The following is a 25,192-nucleotide window of genomic DNA, read 5'->3' on the forward strand; positions in this document are numbered from 1 at the left end:
ATGTTATCCAAAACTTGCTAACATTTTCTTAAAATCTAAAGGAAAAATATGAAATTAAGCATAGTAATACTAGCAGCTGGTTTTGGCACTAGAATGAATAGTAATTTAGCAAAACCTTTGCATACAATTTGTGGGAAATCTTTAATTAAAATTATTATTGAAAATGCTTTGCAACTTAGTGATGATATAACTTTGATTTTACACCATCAAGCAGACGCTATAAAAGAGCATTTAAAAGATTATTCTAATTTAAAATATATATATCAAGATATGCAAAATCATAAAGGCACAGGCGGGGCTTTAATAAATTATGAGCCAAAATACGAAGAAGCGTTGATTTTAAATGCTGATATGCCTTTAATCACACAAAATAGTCTAAAAATTATAGCTAATACAAATTCTAAAATAGTTTTAAGCACTTTTAATAAATATAGTGCTAATTCTTACGGAAGAGTGATTAAAGAAAACGATAAAATAAGTAAAATTGTAGAAACAAAAGATGCAAACAATGAAGAATTAAAATGCACTTTGTGTAATGCTGGAATTTATAAAATCAGTAAAGATATATTAAAAACTTACATTCCTAAGCTAAACAACAACAACGCTCAAAAAGAATATTATCTAACTGATATTATCAAAATGGCTATAGATGATAAAATAAGCGTTAGCGAATGCACCTTTGATGAGATTGAGTTTTTAGGCATTAATAATAAATTAGATTTAGAACAAGCCGAGCAAATTATGCAAAAAAGAATAAAAGATGAATTGCTTATAAATGGCGTTATTATGCATAATAAAGATAGTATTTTCATAGAGCTTGATACACAAATTAGCAATGATTGTGAGATTGAAAGCGGAGTTGTGATTAAGGCAAATTCTATTATAAAAAGCTCAAAAATCTTAGCAAATAGCGTTATAGAAAATAGTGAGATAATTAATTCAAGCATAGGACCAATGGCTAGAATTCGTCCAAAATGCGTTATTAAAGATAGTAAAATCGGTAATTTCGTAGAATGCAAAAATGCAAAATTAGAAGATGTAAAAGCTGGGCATTTAGCTTATTTAGGAGATTGTGAGATTAGTAGCGGTGTAAATATTGGCTGTGGTGTGATAATTTGCAATTACGATGGCAAAAACAAACACCTAAGCAAAATCGGTAAAAATGTCTTCATAGGCTCAAACTCAAACCTAATAGCACCAATTACAATACCTAGCGATACTTTAATTGCAGCAGGTAGCACGATTAGCAATAAAGACGCTGCTAAATTAAAAGCAAAAGATTTATTTATAGAGCGTAATAAAGGCGTGATTTTTAATAATTTTAAGGATTTTTAATGAAAGTATTATTATGTGTTAGTGGAAGTATTAGCTTTTATAAAAGCTTTGAATTAATTTCTATGTTTAAAGAAGAAGGAATTAAAGTAAAAGCTTTATTAAGTGATGGGGCTTTGAAATTCGTAAATAAATTAGCTTATGAAGCATTATGTGAAAGCGTTTTAACAAGTGAGAATGAAAGCTGGGAAAATGATAAAAATCACATAATGTTTTCAAAAGATTGTGATGCTGTTGTATTTGCTCCTGCTAGTGTTAATTCAATAAATAAACTAGCTAATGGAGTTTGTGATAATGTATTTTTAAGCACCTTAATTGCTTCAAACAAACCACTAATAATAGCACCTGCAGCAAATACTAATATGTATTTAGCAAGTCAAACTCAAAAAAGCTTAGAATATTTAAAGAGTTTAGGTGTAAAAATAGTAAAGCCAATTAGCAAAACCTTAGCTTGTAAAGAATTTGGCATAGGAGCTTTAGCTAATACAAAAGATATTTTTCTAGCAACTTTAAGAGAAATTTATAAAGATAAATTCTATATGGGAAAAAATATTTTAATAACAGGCGGCGGCACTCGTGAGAGCATTGATTTAGTAAGAAATATAGGAAATTATTCAAGTGGAACTATGTCAGATGCACTAGCTAAACAAGCTTATTTAAGGGGTGCAAATGTGGTGTATTTAAAGGCTAGATGTGATGAGATTAAAAATGAAAATTTCACACAATTAAGCTACGATACAAGTGCTGAATTAAAAACCTTAATGCAAGATTATAAAGAATTTGATTATTTATTTATGTGTGCTGCAGTTAGTGATTTTATCCCTATCAAACAAGAAAGAAAAATAAAAAGAGATGAATTCGATGAAGAATTTAATATCAAAATAAGACCTAATGATGATTTATTAGCTACTTTTAATTTTTCGGGTAAAAAAATCGGCTTTAAGCTAGAGTGTGATGAAAAGACTGCCTATGATAATGCAAAAAAAGCTTTAGTAAATAAAGGTTTAAGCTTATTATGTCTTAATATTTTAGGAGAACATACTCAATTTGGCTCAAGTAAAAACGAGATATTTTTCTGTGATTATTCAGGCATTAGTGAAGGGTATTTTGATACTAAAGAAAACTTAGCAAAAATTATTTTTGATAGAGTAAAAGCTGATGTTTAATGATGTTTTGCCAATTAAGTTTAAAGTAATTGATAAATTAATGTTTAATCGCTACAAATTATTAATTGGTAAAAAAGAATTAACCACAAAATCAAACATTAATTTAGAGCCAAACACTTATTATTTAGCTGAAATTTATGATAGTTTAGTCTTTAAAAATCTTCAAGCTGATAAGGTTTTTGCCTATATTGATTATGATTGTTTTGAGTTATTAAAAATCGCTTTTAGAGATGATTTTAAATACACGCTAATTAATTCATTAATCCAAACAAATCAAAAATCAGATTATGAATGCTATAAAACAATGCTTTTTGCTTTGAATGAAGATATTTTATATTTACCTTGTTTGCTTGAAGGAAAACCTATATTAATTGAATATAGAAAGAAAAAAAATGAATTAGCAATTTATTATGATGTTTTTGCTAAATTAAGCCTTTTTTTAAATGATAATAAAATATTAACTAGCTTTTCTAAGGTTCAAAAAATCTGCTTTGAATATTCGCAAAATGTAGAATTAACTACTTATAAAGATGATTTTTTTAGCCTTAGTTATAAAGGAAATTTATGAACGAGTTAAATCATTTAGCAATCATTATGGATGGTAATGGTAGATGGGCTAAAAATCAAGGTTTATTAAGAAGTTTCGGGCATAAAGCAGGTGCAAAAACTATTGAAAGATTGGTAAAAGCTTGTATTGAAGAAGGCGTTTTAGAGCTTAGTTTGTTTGCATTTTCTACCGAAAATTGGAAAAGACCTAAAGAAGAAATTGAGTTTATTTTCAAACTACTTAAAGAATACTTATCTAGTGAATTAAACAATTTTATAAAAAACGAAATTAGATTTAAAAGCTTTGGAGATATTAGTGTTCTTGATTTGGATACTAAGAATTTAATTAATGAGTTTGAAGAAAAAACTAAAAATTACTCAAGAATTATTTTTAATCTAGGCATAAATTACGGCGGAAAAGATGAGATTTTAAGAGCTTTTAAAAAATTAAAAGCAAGTGATGAAGAAATAGATGAAAATAATTTTAATAAATATTTAGATATTAAAAACAATGTTGATTTATTGATTAGAACTGGCGGACATTTTAGGATTTCAAATTTCTTACTTTGGCAATGTGCTTATGCAGAGTTTGTTTTTACCCCTACTTTGTTTCCTGATTTTAAAGAAGATGAATTAAAAGAAATTATTAAAAATTATAGAATTTGTAAAAGGAATTTCGGTGGAGTTTAGTATTTTAGTTTTTATATTTGGGCTTGTTTTTGGCTCGTTTTTAAATGTATTGATTTTAAGACTACCTGAGAGAAAAAGTGTTTTTTATCCGCCAAGTTCTTGTGGAAGCTGTAATAACAAATTGAAATTCTATCACAATATCCCTATTATTTCTTGGCTAGTTTTAGGTGGTAAATGTGGGTTTTGTAAAAGTAAAATAAGCATTCAGTATCCATTAATTGAGCTAATTGTTGGCTTTATATTTTTATATTGCATAGATATTAGTAGTTTAGAAAATCTTGCTTATTCTATTTGCTTAGCATTATCATTTAGCTTATTATTTGCACTTTGCATTATTGATGTTCGCTACCTTGCTGTGCCTAGCTTTACTTTAATGCTAACTTTGATTTTTGCTCTAATTTATACTCATTCAATAAGTAGTTTTAAAGATGCTTTAATCTTTGCAGGTGGTGCGTATTTGCTAAAATCTTTAATAGAGAGCATAATGAATGCAAAAGCAAAAAGCGATGATGAATGTATTCAAGTAATGGGCGAAGCTGATATTGAAATAATGGCATTAATTGGAGCATTATTAGGAATTAAACTTGGTTTTGTGGCTATATTTTTAGGAGCTGTTGTGAGTTTACCTGTTTTTATGTATCTAAGAATAAAAGGCAAGGAAAACATACAAGTTCCTTTTATACCATTTTTAAGCATAGGACTTGCTTTAGTATGGTTTTTCCCTAGCGTTGGGCAATTTTGTTTAGATTATGTGCAATGATTAAAAAATATTTATTTAGACAATTCATAGGCTCTTTTTTATCAATATTTTTAACGCTATTTTTAGTAAGCTCTATCATTGTCTTATTTCAAATAGCAAAAATTACTTCTTATATAGAATTAAGCTTATATGAATTATTTAAATTATATTCTCTTATGAGTGTAAAACTCATCATTTTTACTACTCCTATTAGCTTTTTTATTACCTGTTTTATGTGTATTCTAAGATTATCTAAAGAAAACGAAATAATTATGCTTTTTTCTCTAGGATTAAACCCTAGAAAAATAGCTAATTTTATTAGCTTTTTAGCCTTTATAGTAAGTTTGGTTTTATTAGTAATTAGCATAGTTTTAATGCCACTTAGCTTTTCTTTATATGATAATTTTATTGATTATAAAAAAGCCTTTTCTAAAATTAATCTTAAAAATGCTAATTTTGGTCAAAAATTAGGAGATTATATATATTTTGCAGATGAATTAGAGAATGGAATTTATAAAAATATTGTTTTATATTTGCCAAAAACAAATTCTAAAAACGAACAAATATTATTAGCCAATCAAGGAACAATCCTAAACGAAGATAATAAAATCACATTTAATTTAGACAATGTAATGCTATATAATTTCAAGCAAAATACAGAAATTGCAAAGATTAAAAACCTTAGCTTTAGCACCTTAATTAATTCAAAAATTACCAATATTCAATCATTTAAAGACTATTGGAAAGATTATAAAACCCCTTCAAAATCAAAAGAATTAGTAATCTATGTCCTACTTAGCCTACTTCCTATTGCAAGTGTTCATTACGCACTAGCATTTAGTATTATTAGCTCAAGGTATGAAAAAAGCCACGAGTATTTAGCTATGCTTGTGTTTTTGATAATTTATCTAGTTCCTATGATGTTGTTTTTAAATTATCATTTTTATACTATTACTTTTGTATTTTTCACTTCGCTAATAATTTCTAAGATTTGCTTTAGGAAAAAGATTTTATCAAGGTATTAAATGTTTTCAACTCTTAAGATTTTTAATAAAAATATGATTATTTTAAGAGATGATTTATTAGGCGAAATTAACGGCAATAAAGCAAGAAAATTAGATATATTTAAAGACTTAAAACTCCCTTATAAACACATAATCTGCTATGGCTCAAGTCAATCAAATGCTATGCAAGCACTAGCACTCTGGACTAAAAATAATAATTATAATTTTTCTTTTGTATGTGCTAGAAGATGCGAAATTAGTGGGAATTTAAAAAGTGCATTAGAAAATAACGCTGTGATTTATTATGCGAATAATCCTAAAGAATTTGCAAAAACTTTGCATAAAAATGATAATAATAGCTTTTTAATTAGCGAAGGTGTTTGTGAAGATTATGCTAGATTTGGCTTTTATAAAATGGCAAAAGAAATAGCAAAAATTGTAAATGAATTAGATTGTGATGTAGTATTAGCAAGTGGGACTTATACAAGTGCGATTTATCTTGAAAAATATCTAAGCACACTCTCAAATGCTAGAGTTTTTACAGCATCTTGCGTAAATGCTAATGAATATTTTGTAAAACAAATAAACAAACTTAATCCAAATTCCAAGCTAAAATTATTAAAAACTGCTAGAAAATATCATTTTGCAAATCTTTATGAAGAGCTATTTATATTAACAAAAAATATTAGCAATATTGAGTTTGATTTGCTTTATGATAGCGTTTGTCTAAAAGCAATTTATGAAAACCTTGATGAACTAAAAGAAAATATCTTATATATTCATCAAGGCGGATTAATTGGTTCTAAGAATTTAGAACTTCGTTATAATAAAAAATATAATCTCATAAATTAAAATTTCTTATTCTTAGCACCAAAGTGGCAAAGTAAAGAAAACACAATACACATAATACAAGCAAATAAAAGCATATATAAACCTGCATTCCAACCAAAAGCATCAACCATAGCACCTAAAAGCATAGTTCCTAAAGAAGCTCCTACGACATAGCTCATAAACCCACGAAGACCAACGCAAGAACCTACAGCAAAAGCAGGAACAACTTCCATAGTTTGAACACTTGCTAAAAATTGTGGCACATATACTAAACACCCAGCTGCTGCTGCAAAAAATATAGTGTAGTAAATATTATCGCTCGTAAAATATCCAATAATCATAAAAAATATTATACAAACAGCAAGAATTGCAGGTGGCATTCTATATCCTTTAAATAATCTATCAGATATAATTCCTGCTAACATTGTTGATGGAATTGCAGCCCATTCAAAGAATAAAAACGCTGTATGCATTTGCTCTTTACTAAAGCCTTTTACAGATAAAAGATAAATAGGAAGCCAATTTATCAACCCAAATCTAATCATATAAACAAAAGTATCCATCCAAGCAACATACCAAGCATTAGGATTTTTTAGAACATATTTAACAAATATTTCTTTACTACTTAAATCAGTAGTTGAAGCTGAGTTTTTAATATCTTCTTCATAACCTCTTAATTTATTAATCTCGTTTAATTCTTTTAACCCTTCATTTTTAGGATTACCCTTAACAGCGTATAAAACATAAACACTAATTAACAAGGCTAAAATTGCTGGGACATAAAAGTGATTTACTTTCCAATAAGTAGCATTAAAATCAGCCGCAGCAATCCCTAATACAGGAGATAATATTAAAACAGATTTAGAAATAATTGGAGCTACCAAACCCCCTCCAATATTATGGCTTATATTCCAAATAGCAGTATAAATTCCTCTTTCCTTTTTAGGATACCAATTAGCTAGAGTAATAAAACTAGGTCCAACGCCCATTCCTTGAAAAACTCCAAGTGCAATAACAGCACCTACATAAGCATATAAGGCATTACAAAAGCCTAATAATACATTAATTAACGCACATAAAATAAGACCTAAAGCCATATATCTTTTTGGGTCAGCCTTATCACTTAAAGCACTCATAACGCCTTTACTAATACCATAAGCAATTAGCATAGAACCAGTAATTAAACCTATATCAGAATTATTTACTGCTAAATCAGTCTTAATTAATGGAGTAGATAGGGTAATATTATTTCTTACTAAATAATATCCCATATAACCAACAAACACGCCACTTAATGAAAGTTTTCTATACTTATAATAAGTGCTTAGCAACTCATCATCTTTAATCACCCTATCCTTTTTGACAGGTCTTAAAAAAGAAATCATCTTTAATCCTTTTAAAAAATTTTTAGAGATTTTATTTCAATTTATTTTAAAATAATATTAATTATTGAGCTATATAAAGAATAATTTTTATTTTTACGATATTAATGAATATATAGCGATAAACCTGAAAGCATAGCTATAGTTTTTAACACAATAATATTTTTATAATATGCAAGTATTGATAACATAAAAATATGTAATAGAGTAGAACATTTTTTATTTTTTATGTAATAGAGTAGAACATTTTTTATCTACTATATTACATATTATTGTTGGATACAAAGAGCTTTATGTAATAGAGTAAAACATTTTTTATCTACTATATTACATATTATTGTTGGATACAAAGAGTTTTATGTAATACATTGATGGTTTAAAGAAAAGTTTATTATATATTATGAATAACCAAAATTTTAAAGATTATGGAATTTATTTATAAAAATTATATCAATGGATTTAATAGCATAAAGCCTAGTATTAAAGAATTACTTAAGAGAGAAAAATTATAAAATGTTTAATCAATACATAGCAAAATCTTATAAAAATAAATTATTTTCATAATATATATTTTAATTATTTTACTTTGTAATTAATGTTTTATGATGTATAAATTATAAGTGCAAAATATAATGATTTTACTTTATTATAAAAGCTAAAATTAATTGATTAAATTATCTAATTAGTATGAAAATTTTATTTTAAATTGTTTTAATATAAGAATATTTGTTTTTAAGATTTTAAAATTAATTATATTTATAAGTATTAAATGCCTAAAAATAGGCATTTAATTAAGCTTTTATATCTACTACATTGCCGCCTAATTCAGCTATTTTATCATCTATAGCTTTTACGGCGCGTTCAATTGTAGCATTTGCAATATCAGCATATCCTTTGCTAAAACCACCTAAAGTCTTATCGGCGTCTTTAAAACCACGCATAATTCCTTCACGACCTGCTTTTAGCTTTTCAATATCATCTCCAGCACCAGCTAGAACAAAACCAGCTATTCTATCGCCAGTTTGCTTACTACCCCAATAGCCATCTTCACTAATTAATTCTTTAGCTTTTGCAGGAGTTAAGTTTTGTAAATTCTCAAAACCATCACCTAATTTACCTAAAGTTCCAAGAAAAGTATTAAGTTGCATTTCATTTTTTGAAAAACTAAATATGCTTCCTTGAGTATTAAATTGAGAAAAGCTAATTTGCATACTTTGTGCTATATAAGCATTTGTAATATCCTTACCACTAATACTGCTTAAATCCCTATCTCCTAAGTCAATGCCTATATTTTTTAAATTATCTTTTATAGCATTTCTTGCATCATCTTGAGTTTTTACGCTTTTTGGTAAGCCACTCGTAAAACCTGAATTACTAACAGAACCTACATTCATAATCTTCTCCTTTTAAATATAGTCTTTTTTATATCGGCTAAATAATAAATTTATTTAATTTTTTAATAAAAATAAATTTATTTTAAATAATTTAATACTAAATTTGCAAAATACTTACTAGCTAGTAGCAATACTTCATCGTTGAAATTATATTCTGGATGATGAAGATTTGCACTATCTCCATTATTTATAAAAGCATATGTTCCTTTAACCTCATCTAAAAATGCAGAAAAGTCTTCGCTACCCATTAAATGCGGGTGTTCAAACTCACATTCATCTTCACCAAAACTCTCAATAGCAGCAAGTCTTGCTAACTCGTGTGCTTCATCGTTATTGATAGTAGCTTTTATATTTTCAGCTCTTTTTACTATGGCTTTTATATTAAAAGCATTTGCTAAGTTTGTTGCTAATTCTTTAATTCTTGTATCAATAAATTCAAGCTCTTGATTGCTAAGACCTCTTACATTTATCATAACACTAGCTTCATTTGGGATTATATTAAATGCTTTTGTAGTCCCTGCTAGAAAGCCTGTAACATTTACAACACTATCTTTTAATTCTAAAGATTTAAAAGTATATAAAGCATTTACAAAATTATTTGCAACGCTTATTGGGTCTTTGCATAAGTGTGGAGCCGATGCGTGTCCGCCTAAGCCTATAAAATCTACTTTATAAGCACTTACACCTGCCATCATTACGCCTTTTTTCATAAAGAATTTCTTATTTTCATAGCCTTTCATCTGTGAAATTGGCATATTATGAATTCCATAAATATAATCAACCTTAAAGCGTTCTAAAACTCCATCTTTTATCATTCTCATAGCACCGCTTAACATTTCATTATCACAACATTCTTCAGCAGGTTGAAAAAATAAATTAAGAGTTCCATTAAAATTAGCACTTGCTAAATACTTAGCAGCCATTAATAATCCTGCCGTATGCCCATCGTGTCCGCAAGCGTGCATACAGCCATTCTTACTAGCATAATCAAGTCCTGTGCATTCTTCTATACTAAGTGCATCCATATCAGCTCTAAGACCTATGCTTTTAGTAGAATTTCCTTTCTTTAATACTCCTACAACACCTGTTTTTCCTATGCCTTCATAAACTTCATAACCAAATTCTTTTAGTTTATTTGCAACTAATTTTGCGGTATCAAACTCATTAAATCCTAGCTCTGGATTTGCGTGTATGCTATGTCTTAACTCTATAAATTCTTTATGTAAATTATTTAATTCTTTCATTAATAATACACCTTGTTTTCTTTTAAAAAGCTTCTTAAATCTTCGTATTCGCTATTGGTTAAAAATCTATATTTTTTAGGCTTTAATACACCCAAATCAACCCTACCAAAAGCAACCCTTTTAAGCTCCACTACTTCTAAATCAAATTCAGCAAAAAAGCGTCTTAATTCTCTATTTTTACCTTCATCAATAATAACTCTTAGTTTTGTATATCCACCACTACTTCCAAAAATCTCATATTCTAAAAAAGGCTTTAGACTAAGATTTGTGATTTTGCTTTTTGGGTGTGCTCCTTTTAAGCTATTTACAATCTCAAGTCCATTTTCCATAGCATTGATTACTTCTTTTGTGATAGTTCCTTTAATTTTTAAGTAATATTCACGCTCTAAGTTACTTTGCATTAAAAAATCAGCTATTACAGGACTATCTACTAATAAAAGTATGCCCGTTGATGAAAAATCTAATCTTCCAACAGGATTAAAATGTCTAAAATCTCTTGGCAAATTATCATATATCAAGGCTCTTCCACGCTCATCTTTATGGCTTACTAATTCGCCTTTATCTTTATGATATACGATGACGCTAAATTCACTTTTTTTATAAATTCTTTTACCTTTTACAAAAACTTTATCACTAGCTTCAACTTCACTCCAGTCTTCTAAGCAAACTTTGTTATTAATCTTTACTAAGCCTTCTTTTATTAATTTATCAGCTTCTTTTCTTGAATACTTGCTATTGTGTGCTATAAATTTATTAAGTCTCATCACTCATCCAATAATTGTAATAATCCTATTATTTTTTCATTCTCAAGAACTACTAAAATTGATATTTTGTTTTCTTTCATATAAGAAAACGCCTTATGTGCTAAAACTGATTTTTCTATGGTTTTAGGATTTTTACTAGCATATTCTAAGGCTAATTGCTCTAAAGAAAAATCATCCTTAGCCATAGCTCTTCTTAAATCCCCATCACTTAAAAAACCAACTAATTTTTCATTATCAACTAATAAAGCACAACCAAAACTTGCCTTACTCATACAAATAATAGCGTCTTTTAAACTAGCATTTTTGCTTATTATCGGTAGATTGTTTTTATGCATTAAATCACTAACTTTTACATAATACTTTTTACCTAATGCTCCACCTGGATGATTTATACCAAAATCACTAACGCTAAAATCTTTTAAATTAATAACACAAGCTAAAAGCGCATCAGCTAAAGCTAGAGTTAGAGTAGTTGAGCTAGTAGGTGCTGGTAGATTTGTGATTGCTTCATTACAATTTGTAGCAATATTGAAACTACAAGCATTCGCTAATGGAGAATTGCTTTGAGAAATGCTAATTAAAGTAGCGTTTCTATCATTTAAAAATGGTAATATTTTTAACACTTCTTCGCTTTTACCACTAAAAGAAATTAAAATCACCACATCATCTTTACAAATATTTCCTAAATCTCCGTGCATTAACTCACTAGCATGAATAAAAAATGACCTTACCCCACAACTAGCAAACGAAGCTGCAATTTTGCGTCCAACAATACCACTTTTACCAACTCCAACAATGATTAAATTCCCTTTGCATTCGCTAATTATCTTAGCAACTTCACAAAAACTCTCATCTAAAGAATTTGACGCTTCTTCTAAAGCGAAGGCTTCTCGCTTTAGAATGTTTTTTGCAATTTCTAGCATATTTTATCCTTAATGAATATTTAATAATAAATACGGATATTTTTTATATTTTTTGAAAAAATACTTCTTAAGTGCATTTCTTAGTGCAGGTTCAAATGCCTTTTTATCCTTTAATAAAGTATCTTTTGCATCAGCTATAAATAATTTAATATAATTGCTAACATCAGTTGCAAAATCTTGAGCTAGTTTATTTGATACTAAACCAAAATTGATTATATGTGCGTGATTTAGCGTCCTTGCACCCATATTAATATGAAGATTAAGCTGCACTATTCCATGCTCTGCAAGATTTTTTCTAGTATTTAATAAATCATCATGCACTTCTCTATCTACTTGATTATCTATATAAGTTTTACCTGTTTTAACGGTTTTTAATCTTCTTAATTTATTCCAGCTAATCTCCATTTGATCGCCGTTATTTAATAAATATATATTTTTTTCATTCACACCACAAGCAATTGCACTAGCTTTGTGCTTACTAATATGAGAATACTCTCCATGCACAGGCAAGAAATATTTAGGTTTTACAAGTCTTAAGATTAGCTTTTGCTCTTCACTTGCTGCATGACCGCTTACATGAATTTCACTAAATTCTTGATAAGCAACACTTGCTCCATGACGCATTAATAAATCAATTACACCTGATACACTTGCTTCATTACCAGGAATTGCTTTAGCACTTATAATTACTTGATCATTAGGCTTAATTTTTACATGTTTGTGTTCGCTTGTAGCCATTCTATATAATGCACTCATACTCTCACCTTGTGAGCCTGTAGTTACTATTAATATCTCTTCATCAGGATATTTATCAAGCTCATCAGCACTTATAAAAATCTTTTTATCAAATTTTAAATATCCAAGTTCAATTGCTGTAAATAAGTTTCTTTCCATAGAACGACCTATAATACAAACTTTTCTATTATATACAAGTGCGTGTGTGATTGCTTGATGGATTCTGTGAATGTTTGAGCTAAATGTACTCATAATCACACGACCTTTGCATCTTGAATAAATCAAATCAAAAGTCCCACCAACGGTGCTTTCGCTCTTAGTTACACCTTCGCGGTAACTATTAGTACTATCGCTAAATAAACATAAAACACCTTTTTCGCCATAATAAGCTAAACGATGTAAATCACTAGCATAACCATCTATTGGAGTATGGTCAATCTTAAAATCTCCCGTATGAATAATAGTTCCAGCAGGAGTATTTATAGCTAATGCACAGCTATCTATAATACTATGAGTTATATGCATAAACTCAACTTTAAAAGAGCCAATTTCATAAATTTGTCTTTTTGTAATTGGTCTAAATAATTTGCATTTATCTTTAAGCCCGTGTTCGCTAAATTTATTTGAAATCATTCCAAGTGGAAGCGGCGTAGCATAAATCGGAAAATCAAATTCTTTATAAAAATAAGGCATTGCACCAATATGATCTTCGTGAGCGTGAGTGATAAGAACAGCTTTTACTTTATCTTTTATCTTTCTAACATAAGAAAAATCAGGAACTACAATATCAACACCTAAAGTATCAGCATCAGGAAAGCTCATTCCAACATCAATGATAATAGCTTCATCTTCATACTCAATTACGCTCATATTTCCACCAATAGCACCAAGTCCGCCTAATGGAGTAAATTTAACACTTGCATTACCTTTGTAATTTATCCAAGGATATAGCCTTTTTTCTTGAGCTTTTTCGTTTTCTTTCATTGATTCAGCTAAGGCTTTTTGCCAATCTAAATCACCTTTTAAAGAAGCTGGTAAGATTTTTTTCTTACGCTTTTTTTTCTTTTTAGCTTTTTTATCGTCAATTTCTTCTTCTAATTCTTCTAAAAGTTCATCTTCGTTTTCAGCGTTTTCATAACTTCTTGCTACTTTTGTTTTTTCTAAATCTTCAATATTCATTTTCATCCTTTAGTAATTTAAAAAGTTCTAAGAATGATTTAACAGATATTTCATGAGCTCTTTTGTTTTCATCAATTTCTAGCTTATCTAATGCTTGTTTTACCTTTGTTTTATTTGAAAATGAACTAAGCATTTTTTTTCTTGGTTGATTAAAGGCTATCTTGATAAAAGAATTAAAAGCTTTTAAATCTTTTTTATCCAACAAACTAGGCTTTTTAATAAGCTTAATTACACTAGAATTTACTTTTGGCATAGGAGTGAATGCACTAGGTGGCACTTCACAAACATTAACTTTATCACAAAGTAAATCCGTAATAACACTTAAAGCACAATAATCAATCCCAAAAAATCTATCTGCTAATTCTTTTTGAATCATCACAAGCATACCTATGCAGTTATCATCAAATAAAGCATTTATAATAATTTGCGAACTAATATAATACGGCAAATTAGCACATATAAAATAAGGCTCATCGCTAATTTTTACATTCATAACATCAGCATTTATTAGCGTAAAATCTCCACTTAAAATCTCTTTATTAAAACGCTCGTTTAAAATAGGAATTAAACTATCATCTATTTCAAAACTTGTTAATTTAAAACCGCTTTTAAGTATTGGAGCAGTTAAATCACCTAAGCCAGGCCCAATTTCAATTAATTTTGCTTTTAAATCTTTGGGTATCGCTTGGATGATCTGCTGTTTTACTAACTCATCTTTTAAAAAATTTTGTCCGAATTTCTTTTTTGCCTTAATCATTTGGGGAGTATATGAAAAAATATTTAATGTATAGAAAAATTATTCTTAAATTCCTATTTCAAATTCTCAAACAAAAAATAATAAAAAGTGGGAAATTTAAAATGGTGGTTAGAGGCAGAATCGAACTGCCGACACGCAGATTTTCAGTCTGCTGCTCTACCGACTGAGCTATCCAACCACCGAAGTAAAAGCCGTTATTATATATGATAATTCTTAAATTATGCTTAAATTTTTTCTAATGCGAAAATTTGTTGTTTTAAAAACGAATAATTAAGTATTGAAAGTATAAAAACTACAATACTAGCAATACTTAAAAATGAAATACCTATTTCAAATTCTTGAAAAAATAAAATTATTAAACATAAAATCATTACTAAACAACTAATACTTATCGCTTTTATTTGTCTTTTTTTAGCCTTATCAAAATTATTTTCATTTTGATTTTTAAATAAAATCACTCTATCAATAGCAACTACAAAATAAGTATTTTCGTAATTTTTTAATTCATCTTGGATTATAAATTCTTTATTTTTATAAAGTAATTTATTATTTTTCACACTATACTCACTTGTAATTAAAGCACTTTTTGCAAGTCTTAAAAAGCTAAACATCTAAATCTTTCATATATTTTATAAACAAATCCCCACGCTCAGCATAAGAACTAAACTCATCTAAACTAGCACACGCAGGACTTAATAATGCTATTTCTTTAGTTGTTAAATCTTTATAAATCATACTTACAGCTTCTTTTAGATTGGTTCTAATTGGGTTTAATCCGTGCTTTTTAGCAATATCACTAAAATCGCTCTTACCTATTAAATAAAGCTTTGTATTTTTGTCTAATTTTGAGAAAAACTCATTTAAATCTTGACCTTTAGCATCTCCACCAGCAATTAAATGTAAAGGCTCTTTAAAACTATTAATAGCAGCAAGTGCAGCTGAAATATTAGTAGCCTTGCTATCATCAATCCAAATTCTATCTTTACTATCTTTAAAAATCTCAACCCTATGACGACCAATTTTAAACTTAGATATTTTTTCATATTCAATTTTGCCACTAATAATCTTACAAGCAGCCAACGCTAAACACGCATCTAATAAAAACGGCTCATTGTAATTTAATCTAGCTAAATCAATATCAAAAAGCTTAGCTAAATCACTAGAATTCTCATAAAAATATTTAATACAATTTGCACTCTTTAAATACTCTTCATATTTTTTAGGCACAATAATACTTGCTGTTTTATTCATTCTAAAAATTAAATCAAGTTTTGCTTTTTCATAATTATTAAAGCTTCCATGCCAAGAAATATGATCATCACAAATAGGTAATAATACATAAAGTTCAGGTCTTGCAACCTTAGTATAATGAAGGGCAAAAGAGCTCATCTCAAGGACAACTAAAGGTGCTTTAAGATTCATTAATGCAATTGGTTTTCCTATATTTGCTCCTGCTTCAATATTAAGCAAATAAGAAATCATTTCCGTTGTAGTAGTCTTACCATTAGTCCCACTAACCCAAATACTAAGCCCTAAAGCTTCGTTATAAAAATCAATCTCACTTGTTAAATTCTTAGCACTTTTACATAAAATATGATTAGGTGCAATTCCAGGACTAACTACTTCTATGCTACTTTTATCAGGATTAAAATAGCTTGTAGGTAAAAGCTTATTACCAAATTCATCTTCACTACAAACGCTAAATTTATCATCATATATATACCATTCACCCTTTTTATAAGTGCTTGTAATCGCCTTAGCAACATTTCCATATCCAAACATTGATAACATAAAACTCACCTTAATTTAATAGTAATTAACGCTAAAACATTGCAAATAAATGCAATTAGCCAAAACCTAACTATGATTTTATTTTCACTCCAACCAATTTGCTCAAAATGATGATGAATTGGAGCCATTTTGAAAATCCTTTTATGAAATATTTTAAAACTTCCAACTTGTAAAATAACGCTAATAGTCTCAAGAACAAAAACAAAACCTATTAAAATTAATAAAATCTCATTTTTTGAAATTATCGCTAAATATCCAACAATAGCTCCTAATGTAAGAGAGCCGCTATCTCCCATAAATACTTGTGCTGGATGGCAGTTATACCATAAAAATCCTAGTAAAGCACCAATTAATGCAAGTGCAATCACAACACATTCTTCACTCCCGCTTACTCTAGGTAACAATAAATAATTAGCATAAACAGCATTTGAGCTAAGATATAAAAACACTGATAATGTAAATAGTGAAAACACACTAGGCACACAAGCAAGCCCATCAAGTCCATCAGTTAGATTAATAGCATTTGAGCTAGAAATTAACACCAATACCCAAAATAATAAAGCAAAATACTTCATATCAATTATAGGATATTTATAAAATGGGACAAAAAGTTCTGTGCTAAAATTCCCATATATCATAATAGGTAATATTGTTATTAAAGATGCAATTAACATTAAAATCATTTTAGAGCGTGGTTTTAACCCAGCTTTATTTGCCTTTTTTAATACCTTGCCTAAATCATCAATTATTCCAATAGCACCAAAACAAACAATACACAAAATCGCACTAAAACTATAAACATTAAATGTAGTAAAAACAAGACTAGATAATAAAGCAGCACAAATAAAAACAACCCCACCCATTGTAGGAGTATTAGATTTTTTTTGATGATTTAGTGGTGCATCACTTAAAATTGGCTGATTAGCCCCTACACTCTTTGCCCAAGAAATAAAAAGTGGCATAATAATTAATGTAATAATAAACGATAATAAAAACGCTAAAAAAGCCCTAACGCTAATGTAAGAAAATAAGTTTATATCAAGGTTAAACATTTTTGTTCCTAATAAATTTATAAAAAAGGCAAATATTATAATAAAATTATAAATTTTTAGAGTATTATTTCTCTTTTAACCAATATAAGGAGTTTATATGTTAAATCCAGTTCTAACAATTGCAGGAAGTGATTGCAGTGGTGGTAGCGGACTTGAAGCTGATTTAAAAACCTTTACTATGCATAAAACTTTTGGAATGGCAGTAGTTTTAGGAGTATATGCTGTAAATACTCAAGGAGTTTATGGTGCTTGTGTTATGAATGAAGATATTGTATCGGCTCAATTTGATGCAGTATTTAAAGATATTCCACCAAAAGCACTAAAAACAGGATTAATGGGGGATGCTAATTTAATAAGATTAACTATTGAAAAATTTAAAGAATATCAACCTAAAAATATAGTAATTGACCCTGTTATGTTTGCTAAAAGTGGTTTTAGATTAATAGGAGATGAAGATTTTAAGCTTTATGTAAATGAGTTTATCAAATTCGCTGATATTTTAACGCCTAATAAATTAGAAGCTGAACTTTTATGTGGATTTGAGATTAATTCTAAAGAAAAACTAAAAGATGCTGCTAAAAAATTAATAGACTTAGGTGCTAAAAGCGTAATTGCTAAAGGTGGAAAATATTTTGATTTAGCGATAGATTATTTTTATGATGGAAAAGACTTTTACGAGCTTTACGGAAAAGCTTTAAACACCACAAACGATCACGGCGCAGGATGTACTTTAAGTGCTTCTATAGCTGCTAATTTAGCTAATGGACTTTCTAAACTACAAGCTGTAAAAGATGCTAAATTATATACACAAAATGCAATGGAATTTGCTCCAAATCTAGGAAGTGGCAGAGGCCCATTAAATCATATGTTTAATTTATAAAAAGGCAAAATATATAATTTTGCCTAAAACTTATATCCAAAACCAATCTTAAAAAAATAAGAATTAAATTCTTTAAAAAACTGCTTACTTAAATCAATATCCAAACTTAAACTATCATTTAATAAATACTTAGTTTGTATTCCAAGCTCAAAACTATTAAGATTTTTAAAATATAGATTTTCTTTAGAATATCCATCACTTATAATAAGCAATTTATCCTTGCTTAAGCTTTTAAAATAATTACTATTTAGCGAAAATGCAAAATCATTGTTAAGGTATTCTAAAGCAAAACCTAATTTTAAAAAGCAATTATTTTGCCTTTTAAATAAAGCTTTTATATATTCATTTTTATATTTTGTCTTTGGTAAGTATTCAAAAACAAAAGCAATATTTGGCTTATATACAAAATAATTTTCATAACTTAATCCAAATTCTACTTTTGAATTAACGCTAAAATAATCTTTATTTATAATCCCTAAATCATCAAGATTTATCGCAACTTCGTGCTCATTGTATTTAAAATCAGTATTTATATAAAAATTATCAAAATTAAAATTAGCATAAAATCCGCCGCCATAGATTTTATGATTTTTGCTTTCATTATTTAAGCTATATAAAAACAATCCTAAATTATTATAAAAATAATTATATTCATTAGATTTATTTATTTTTATTAGATTTAGCCAATAATTTATATCATTTATATCCCCACTTAAATACTCATAATCTAAATAATCAAACCTTTTGCTATCAAAATTTAATCTTGAAATAGAATAATTTAATAAGTCTTCTTTATAGAATTTATTTTTTATATTATTAATTAGCTTTTTATCCACACCAATTTTTGCAATATCGGGATTTTTTGCTGTAATTTTATTTATTGCATTATTTTCTAAATTCTTTTTATATTTATCATCAAATAATTCATTAATATCGCTAATATTTAAAGAGTTAAAATCCCCTATCCCAAGCAAAAAAGCTCCATTTTGCTCTTTTTTTACTATTACTTCTTTATCAAAACCAAAAACACTAAAGCCTTTTATAGTATATACAGCAAAATCTTTACTTAAATCCTTACTACTCCTTGCTAAAAGTAAAGGAAAAAATCCTAAATTATTTTGATAATTTACAATTTTTATATCATTATTTACGCCTTTTATCTCTTCATCAACGACAATAGCCCCACTAAAACCATCATTAAAATAAAGAACAAAATTATTATTATTAGCTTCTAGTGTTTTAGCTCTAAAACCACCATAAATTGATGAAGAATTTAAAATCAAATTATCAAAAATCATATTTTTTGAATTAATTGTAGAATTATTGATTTTCGCATTTTTTACTTTTAATTCTTCATTAGCTAAATTACTATAAGCAATCTCAATATCCCCACCTAAAATATCAGCATTAATAGCAGATGCGTTAGCATAAAAATACGCATTATCGCTTTGAGTAATGGTATTATTAAAAGTAGATTTATAACTTGTAAAAAATCCACTATTATTTATCTTTTCAAAACTAGAATAAATACTATCTACATTTAAAGTATTTTCTAATTGATTTTTAAACTTAAAATTGCTTCCTACTAAATCGCCATTATTAATAACCCTATCATTAAAGGTAATATCATTTCCTATAACCCAGCCATTAATATCATTATCTAATTCTTTATTAAAAGTAGTAATATCACCTAAAATCATACCATCATTATAAGTATTTGCAAAAGTTAAATTCTCTCCAGAAATAGTGCTATTTTGATTATTTTTTAGATTATTTTTAAATTCTAAAAAATCCCCATTGATAGTATCATTATTGATTACTTCGCCAATAAATTCTGCATTATTTACATCCATAACAGCATTATTAATCACTTCATTAAAGCTAGCTTTATTATCTATAAAAATATATGAATTATTTTCTAAAATTGATTTAAATGATAAATTATTTCCAGATATAAGCCCATCAGTATCATTTAAAACATCTCCATTAAAAGTATTGTTATCTCCAAAAATCCAGCCTTCTTGAAAGTTAATAAAATCATAAAAAATATTATCATCTCCATAAATTAAGCCATAATTTTGCATATTAAAAAAATTATTATGATTAGCTTCTATCATTCCATCATATAGATTAAAAAACTCTTGATTTGTAGTAGTATTGGTGCTTAAGAAATATCCATTATTAACAAACATTTGAATATTATGAAATGAGCCTTCAAAAAATCCACCATTATACACCTCATTAAAAGTAGAAAAATTACCACTTAAAGTAGCACCAAAATTATTATTAAAAACACCAGAAAATTGATTTTTATCACTATTTATGACGCCTTCATTATCTATATCTTCATTTGTAATTATCTGATTTGAAATCACTTCATTTTCATTGATAATTAAAGCATTTAAAAAAGTTAAACTAAATAAAAATAACAAATATTTTTTAAACAATATAAACCTTTATATAAAAATAATTTTTAATTATATTTAAAAATTAGCTAATATTAAAATATCAAAATAATATTTTAAATTCTAATTTAATTTTTTATATAATATTTATAATTATTTTCAATTATTCTTAAGAAATGATTTTTATAATTAATATTTTTTAAGGAGAATGTATGAAAAAATTATTATTTGTGTCAATTTTATCAAGTTTAGCTTTTGCTGATGTAAGTTATTTATTAAATGTAAAAAATATGGGTTGCAATGGTTGTGCTAAAAAAATAATAGAAGCGTCTAAAAGTATTGCTGAAGTTAAAGATTACAAGGCTGATTTTAATTCTAAAGATTTAGTTATTACTTTTGCTAAAGATGTAGATATTAAAGCAATAGTAGAAAAAATCAACGAAATCGGCTATAAAGCAGTGCAACAATGAAGGCATTTTTTATAATGCTTTTAGCACTTAATCTTAATGCAAATGTTTATTTTATAAAAGATATGGCTTGTGAAGTTTGTGTTGATTTTATTAGTTTTTGTGCTAGTAAAGTTAGCAAAAATTATAAAGTAGATTTAAATTCTAAAACTCTAAAAATAAGTGATAAAACTTATGATGAAAAATCACTTTTAAAATGTTTAGCAAAAGATGGCTATGAAGCAATTTTGCAAAAATAAAATTAGGCTAAGCATATTTTTAGCTACATATATTTATGCAAATACCTTAGATGAAATCAATATTAATGCAGTGCAAAATATTGATTATTTAGAATTTTCTAACACTATTTACAATAAAGCCTATCTTAATACTCAAATAAAACAAAATCACACTTTAGATGAACTTATTAAAAATCATACAAATATAAGAATTACTACTAAAGATAGCGATAATTCAAATTCTTTAAAGCCAGATGATTTTTCAATCAATGGTGCTAAAACCTATCAAAATCAAATGTTTATAGATGGAATAAACATAACAAGCACCATTCAACCAGCTATGTCAAAAACGCTATATAAAAATGTCTGGTATAACCCATCTCTTGGTTCATATTCGCTTAATATAGATAGCGAAATTATAGATAATTTAAGCATTTATGATAGTTTTGTAAGTGCTAGTTATGGTGGATTTTTAGGTGGAGTAATTGATGCAAAAATCAAAAGCCCATCAAAAAACCCAAGTGGTGGATTTAGTCTTGGATATAGCTTTCAAGATAATATTTTTATAGATGATAAAATAAGGCAAAAATATTCTAGTGGATATGGTTATCAAGATTTTAGTAATTATTATAAAAGATATTTCAGTGCTAATTTTAGCTCATATTTAAATGATACTTTTGGAATTTTATTTTTTGCAAGTAGTAATTATTCAAATACAAAAATAAAGCAAAAAGATATATATACAATAAATAAAATTAGCGATACAAATAACTTAATTTTGCTAAAAACTCAAAAAGATTATGATAACCATATTCTTAGCTCAACTTTTATTTATAATCCTTATTTAATAAATCAATTTCAAGAAGGCGTAATTGATTCTAATATGAAAGTAAATTATGGTGGATTTAGCCTAGCTTTTAATCTTGAAAGTGAATTAAAAAATATAAATCTTAATCAGCATTTATCATTTTTAAAATCAAATTCTTCAAGAATTTATGATAAAAAAGTTCAGTATCAATTCATCTTACCTTCAGGTATAAAGCAAAGTTATGGTGGGCTAGGAGATACCTTACAAACTGAAAAATCATATCAATATAAATTAGACGCTAAAACTAATGAATTTAAAAATAATGATTTAGAATATAGCTTTAATTTTGGTTTTGAACTTAGTAAAAATCAAGGCAAAATAAATAGAATTAATCCTTATACAAGATATGAAAAACCAATTGATATTCTAGCTTGTAAAGAAAATGATATTAGTTGCATAAATAATCAATATTTTTCATATTATGAAACACATTTTGCAAAAGCTAAAAAATCAATAAATAACTACGCTCAATTTATACAAAGCGATATTAAATATCATAATTTTAGATTTAGATTAGGTCTTAGAAATGATTATGATAGCCTTAGCAAAAGATTTAATATAGCCCCTAGAACAGGACTTGAGTATTATTTAAATGATAATCAATTTTTAGGATTTGGATTTAATAAATATTATGATAAAGGGCTTTTAGCTTATATTTTATATGATGATTATTTTAGTGGATATGAAGAGTATTCAAGAGTTGATTATAATAGCCCTTGGATACAAGATACAAAATGGCAAAAAGATAGAGTTTTTATGGGATTAAAAAGCCCTTATGCTAATGAGTTTAGCCTATATTACAACGCAGAATTTAAATATTTTAAAATGCTATTAAAATACATTAAACGCAAAACTTATAATGAAATTTATTCAGCAAATCAAGAAGAATTAGGCTTAGAAAATATAAAAGATACTGATAATAATTATAAAGTTTATTATAATGGCAAAAAAACAGCTAATGATATTATAAGTCTTAATTTATCTAGCAATGAAATTAGTATATTTAATACTAAAAATTATTTTGATTTAAATCTTAGCTATTTACATAAAAAAGGTAGTGCGACTAATTATTTAAGCACAACTGGTAAAAACATAATCTATAATGGTAAAACTATAAAATCAAGCGAATTGCCATTTGTTTATGAGCCTTTTATAGCTAATTTTACTCATAATTTATTTTATGATAATTTTAACTTGATTAATGAAATCACTTATCATTCAGCGAAAAATGATTTATACTCACAATACGATAAGAATTTAAATATGCAAATATTTAGCGATACTAAACTTAAGTCATATTTGAATTGGAATTTAGGATTTGGTTATACTAAAAATATTAAAAATACTAAATTAAAAATAGGTTTTAATATCTTAAATATTTTAAATAGCAAAAATAAAATCAGCGTATTTAATTGCAATAACGAATTATGTTATAAATACGCTAATTCAAGGCTATATACTTTTAATCTAAATTATAATTTTTAAATTAGTGCAATTAAGCACTAATTTTTAATGTAAGCTAAACTTAAGCGGCACACTAATATCTAAAACTCTTTCATAACGCTTAAATTTCGCTATCTCAACGCTTTTAATCCCTGCTTTATTTAGATTTTCATATTTTGATGGCTTAAGTATTTTTATATTTTTTGCCTTACCATAATCATAGGTAAATCCTACAACCACTACTCCTTGCTCACGCCTTTTTCTTGAACTCATAGGATAATTGCTCTTAGCAGTTTTATTTAAAACTGATTGAATATGAGAGATTAATTCATCTTGATTATTCCCACCTGCAGGAGTATTATTACTAATTGTAGTAGTTGGTTTAGCTTCATTTATCTTGCTTGCTAAAGGTTCGTTTTTAGGTGTGATTGGCTCATCTTGAGTTTTTTTGATTTCTTTTACTTCTTGCTTTGGTTTTGGTTTTTTATGGTGCTTTTTTTTAGGTTTTAAAGCAAATTTTTCTTCTTTTATCTCTTCTTTGATTATTTCTTCTTTTATTTCTTTTACTTCTTCAATTATTTCTTCTTTAACAGCATTTTGAGGTATGCTAGGAGCATAAAAAAGCACTGCTAAAGCTTTGTCATTTTTAATCTCACTTGTCTTTACATCAATTCTAAAAAAACACGCCAACAAAACCGCATGAACTAAAAAGGAGATGAAAAATGCGATTTTATTTTTCTGTTGCAATAGCAAAATTTTCATGCTTTAACTCTTTTAAAATATCCACTATTTTTACAAAATGTTTATAACTAGCGTTCTCATCAGAGCGTAAAATTACAATTTCATCTTTACTAATACTTGATAATTTTGCCTTTAATTCATCTACGCTAAGCAAACTCTCATTATAAAATATCTCGCCAGTTTCATTAATACTTATAAATACTTTTTGCTTATCATCAATGCTTACGCTATTTTCTGATTTTGGTAAGTTTATAGCGATTTTTTCTTCTGCTATAAAGGTGCTAACACTTAAAACAATGCAAAGTAAAACTAGCATAATATCAATAAATGGAACTAGATTTAAGCCTTCTTTATTTACTCTCATTATTTTCCTTAAACCTTGATAATACAACATCAACTTTTCTAATAAATGCGTTGTATATCATAAGAGTTGGGATTGCTACAACAAGTCCAAGTGCTGTTGCTTTTAGTGCTAGTGAAAGCCCTAGCATAATACTTTTTGCGTCCATAGTAGCTGCATTTGCCATATCATAAAATGTAATCATTATGCCTATTACCGTGCCAAGCAAACCTATATAAGGAGCGTTTTGATAAACGATGTAAAGACAGGTGAGATTTTTGCTAAGTGCTATTTCTAATTC

At 27.2% G+C, this 25,192-nt stretch carries 25 protein-coding genes and 1 tRNA gene; 11 read left to right on the forward strand and 15 right to left on the reverse strand.

Going from position 1 to position 25,192, the window contains the following annotated elements:
• Window positions 1-48 precede the first annotated feature (48 nt).
• The 7 genes from glmU to AVBRAN9331_RS06715 are packed head-to-tail and all read left to right on the forward strand — an operon-like array spanning window position 49 to window position 6,329.
• Window positions 49-1,335, forward strand: a complete 1,287-nt coding sequence (glmU, locus tag AVBRAN9331_RS06685; protein ID WP_214120376.1) for a bifunctional UDP-N-acetylglucosamine diphosphorylase/glucosamine-1-phosphate N-acetyltransferase GlmU — start codon at window positions 49-51, stop codon at window positions 1,333-1,335.
• Complete coding sequence (coaBC, locus tag AVBRAN9331_RS06690; protein WP_214120377.1) at window positions 1,335-2,498, forward strand: bifunctional phosphopantothenoylcysteine decarboxylase/phosphopantothenate--cysteine ligase CoaBC; 1,164 nt, start codon at window positions 1,335-1,337, stop codon at window positions 2,496-2,498. The genes glmU and coaBC overlap by 1 nt, the downstream gene beginning before the upstream one ends.
• Complete coding sequence (locus tag AVBRAN9331_RS06695) at window positions 2,491-3,066, forward strand: hypothetical protein (protein WP_214117337.1); 576 nt, start codon at window positions 2,491-2,493, stop codon at window positions 3,064-3,066. Before coaBC ends, AVBRAN9331_RS06695 begins: the two co-directional genes overlap by 8 nt.
• Window positions 3,063-3,734, forward strand: a complete 672-nt coding sequence (uppS, locus tag AVBRAN9331_RS06700; RefSeq protein ID WP_239802983.1) for a polyprenyl diphosphate synthase — start codon at window positions 3,063-3,065, stop codon at window positions 3,732-3,734. The genes AVBRAN9331_RS06695 and uppS overlap by 4 nt, the downstream gene beginning before the upstream one ends.
• Complete coding sequence (locus AVBRAN9331_RS06705; RefSeq protein ID WP_214149818.1) at window positions 3,724-4,494, forward strand: prepilin peptidase; 771 nt, start codon at window positions 3,724-3,726, stop codon at window positions 4,492-4,494. Before uppS ends, AVBRAN9331_RS06705 begins: the two co-directional genes overlap by 11 nt.
• A complete protein-coding gene (locus AVBRAN9331_RS06710) occupies window positions 4,491-5,498 on the forward strand; it encodes an LptF/LptG family permease (protein WP_336612662.1) in 1,008 nt (335 codons plus the stop codon). The genes AVBRAN9331_RS06705 and AVBRAN9331_RS06710 overlap by 4 nt, the downstream gene beginning before the upstream one ends.
• Window positions 5,499-6,329, forward strand: coding sequence for a 1-aminocyclopropane-1-carboxylate deaminase (locus AVBRAN9331_RS06715; protein ID WP_336612663.1), 831 nt, complete (start codon window positions 5,499-5,501; stop codon window positions 6,327-6,329). It abuts the gene before it with no gap.
• Here AVBRAN9331_RS06715 and AVBRAN9331_RS06720 read toward each other — a convergent pair.
• The 11 genes from AVBRAN9331_RS06720 to mraY form a co-directional block, all read right to left on the reverse strand.
• Complete coding sequence (locus tag AVBRAN9331_RS06720; RefSeq protein WP_214117342.1) at window positions 6,326-7,693, reverse strand: MFS transporter; 1,368 nt, start codon at window positions 7,691-7,693, stop codon at window positions 6,326-6,328. The two genes, AVBRAN9331_RS06715 and AVBRAN9331_RS06720, sit on opposite strands and share 4 nt — an antisense overlap.
• A 788-nt stretch (window positions 7,694-8,481) precedes the next feature.
• Window positions 8,482-9,084 carry a hydrogenase-4 component G gene (locus AVBRAN9331_RS06725; RefSeq protein ID WP_214117343.1) on the reverse strand — a complete coding sequence of 201 codons (603 nt, stop codon included), beginning with the start codon at window positions 9,082-9,084 and terminating at the stop codon, window positions 8,482-8,484.
• A gap of 77 nt (window positions 9,085-9,161) precedes the next feature.
• A complete protein-coding gene (locus AVBRAN9331_RS06730) occupies window positions 9,162-10,328 on the reverse strand; it encodes an amidohydrolase (protein WP_336612664.1) in 1,167 nt (388 codons plus the stop codon).
• The gene (locus tag AVBRAN9331_RS06735; RefSeq protein ID WP_336612665.1) at window positions 10,328-11,092 is read right to left on the reverse strand and encodes a pseudouridine synthase; all 765 of its coding nucleotides are present in this window, start codon (window positions 11,090-11,092) and stop codon (window positions 10,328-10,330) included. Before AVBRAN9331_RS06735 ends, AVBRAN9331_RS06730 begins: the two co-directional genes overlap by 1 nt.
• Window positions 11,092-12,015, reverse strand: coding sequence for a KpsF/GutQ family sugar-phosphate isomerase (locus tag AVBRAN9331_RS06740; protein ID WP_214117346.1), 924 nt, complete (start codon window positions 12,013-12,015; stop codon window positions 11,092-11,094). Before AVBRAN9331_RS06740 ends, AVBRAN9331_RS06735 begins: the two co-directional genes overlap by 1 nt.
• 9 nt (window positions 12,016-12,024) lie before the next feature.
• Window positions 12,025-13,929, reverse strand: a complete 1,905-nt coding sequence (locus AVBRAN9331_RS06745; protein WP_250325130.1) for a ribonuclease J — start codon at window positions 13,927-13,929, stop codon at window positions 12,025-12,027.
• On the reverse strand, window positions 13,919-14,686 hold the full coding sequence (rsmA, locus tag AVBRAN9331_RS06750) for a 16S rRNA (adenine(1518)-N(6)/adenine(1519)-N(6))-dimethyltransferase RsmA (protein ID WP_214117348.1): 768 nt from the start codon (window positions 14,684-14,686) through the stop codon (window positions 13,919-13,921). The genes AVBRAN9331_RS06745 and rsmA overlap by 11 nt, the downstream gene beginning before the upstream one ends.
• A 102-nt stretch (window positions 14,687-14,788) precedes the next feature.
• A tRNA-Phe gene (locus AVBRAN9331_RS06755) sits at window positions 14,789-14,864 on the reverse strand.
• Between the two features lie 46 nt (window positions 14,865-14,910).
• The gene (locus tag AVBRAN9331_RS06760) at window positions 14,911-15,297 is read right to left on the reverse strand and encodes a hypothetical protein (RefSeq protein WP_214120202.1); all 387 of its coding nucleotides are present in this window, start codon (window positions 15,295-15,297) and stop codon (window positions 14,911-14,913) included.
• Window positions 15,290-16,477, reverse strand: a complete 1,188-nt coding sequence (gene murD, locus AVBRAN9331_RS06765; protein WP_336607097.1) for a UDP-N-acetylmuramoyl-L-alanine--D-glutamate ligase — start codon at window positions 16,475-16,477, stop codon at window positions 15,290-15,292. The genes AVBRAN9331_RS06760 and murD overlap by 8 nt, the downstream gene beginning before the upstream one ends.
• Before the next feature lie 5 nt (window positions 16,478-16,482).
• Window positions 16,483-17,529: a phospho-N-acetylmuramoyl-pentapeptide-transferase gene (gene mraY, locus AVBRAN9331_RS06770; RefSeq protein ID WP_214117351.1), complete on the reverse strand. Its 1,047-nt coding sequence runs from the start codon at window positions 17,527-17,529 to the stop codon at window positions 16,483-16,485.
• Between the two features lie 97 nt (window positions 17,530-17,626).
• Here mraY and thiD point away from each other — a divergent pair, with 97 nt between their 5' ends.
• Entirely contained in the window at window positions 17,627-18,409 is a 783-nt protein-coding gene (gene thiD / locus AVBRAN9331_RS06775) for a bifunctional hydroxymethylpyrimidine kinase/phosphomethylpyrimidine kinase (RefSeq protein ID WP_336612666.1), read from the forward strand.
• Window positions 18,410-18,432: 23 nt separating this feature from the next.
• On the opposite strand, the gene AVBRAN9331_RS06780 is transcribed toward thiD, so the two are convergent.
• Window positions 18,433-20,856, reverse strand: coding sequence for a hypothetical protein (locus AVBRAN9331_RS06780; RefSeq protein WP_336607941.1), 2,424 nt, complete (start codon window positions 20,854-20,856; stop codon window positions 18,433-18,435).
• Between the two features lie 170 nt (window positions 20,857-21,026).
• Here AVBRAN9331_RS06780 and AVBRAN9331_RS06785 point away from each other — a divergent pair, with 170 nt between their 5' ends.
• From AVBRAN9331_RS06785 to AVBRAN9331_RS06795, 3 genes are read left to right on the forward strand one after another with little or no spacing between them, the layout of a single operon-like run.
• On the forward strand, window positions 21,027-21,284 hold the full coding sequence (locus tag AVBRAN9331_RS06785) for a heavy-metal-associated domain-containing protein (RefSeq protein ID WP_214117354.1): 258 nt from the start codon (window positions 21,027-21,029) through the stop codon (window positions 21,282-21,284).
• Entirely contained in the window at window positions 21,281-21,520 is a 240-nt protein-coding gene (locus AVBRAN9331_RS06790; RefSeq protein WP_214117355.1) for a hypothetical protein, read from the forward strand. The genes AVBRAN9331_RS06785 and AVBRAN9331_RS06790 overlap by 4 nt, the downstream gene beginning before the upstream one ends.
• On the forward strand, window positions 21,498-23,852 hold the full coding sequence (locus tag AVBRAN9331_RS06795) for a TonB-dependent receptor plug domain-containing protein (protein ID WP_336612667.1): 2,355 nt from the start codon (window positions 21,498-21,500) through the stop codon (window positions 23,850-23,852). Before AVBRAN9331_RS06790 ends, AVBRAN9331_RS06795 begins: the two co-directional genes overlap by 23 nt.
• Window positions 23,853-23,876: 24 nt before the next feature.
• Here AVBRAN9331_RS06795 and AVBRAN9331_RS06800 read toward each other — a convergent pair whose 3' ends face one another.
• The 3 genes from AVBRAN9331_RS06800 to exbB all read right to left on the reverse strand — a co-directional run.
• Window positions 23,877-24,572 (reverse strand): TonB family protein, encoded by a 696-nt coding sequence (locus AVBRAN9331_RS06800; protein WP_214120197.1) that lies wholly within the window; start codon window positions 24,570-24,572, stop codon window positions 23,877-23,879.
• Window positions 24,541-24,915, reverse strand: coding sequence for a TonB system transport protein ExbD (exbD, locus tag AVBRAN9331_RS06805; protein WP_442862271.1), 375 nt, complete (start codon window positions 24,913-24,915; stop codon window positions 24,541-24,543). The genes AVBRAN9331_RS06800 and exbD overlap by 32 nt, the downstream gene beginning before the upstream one ends.
• Window positions 24,902-25,192: TonB-system energizer ExbB (gene exbB / locus AVBRAN9331_RS06810; protein ID WP_336612668.1), on the reverse strand; the 291-nt coding region annotated here is incomplete at its 5' end. The genes exbD and exbB, both read right to left, overlap by 14 nt.

Origin of the sequence: Campylobacter sp. RM9331 (assembly GCF_020137685.1) — a bacterium.
Taxonomy (GTDB): Bacteria; Campylobacterota; Campylobacteria; order Campylobacterales; family Campylobacteraceae; genus Campylobacter_E.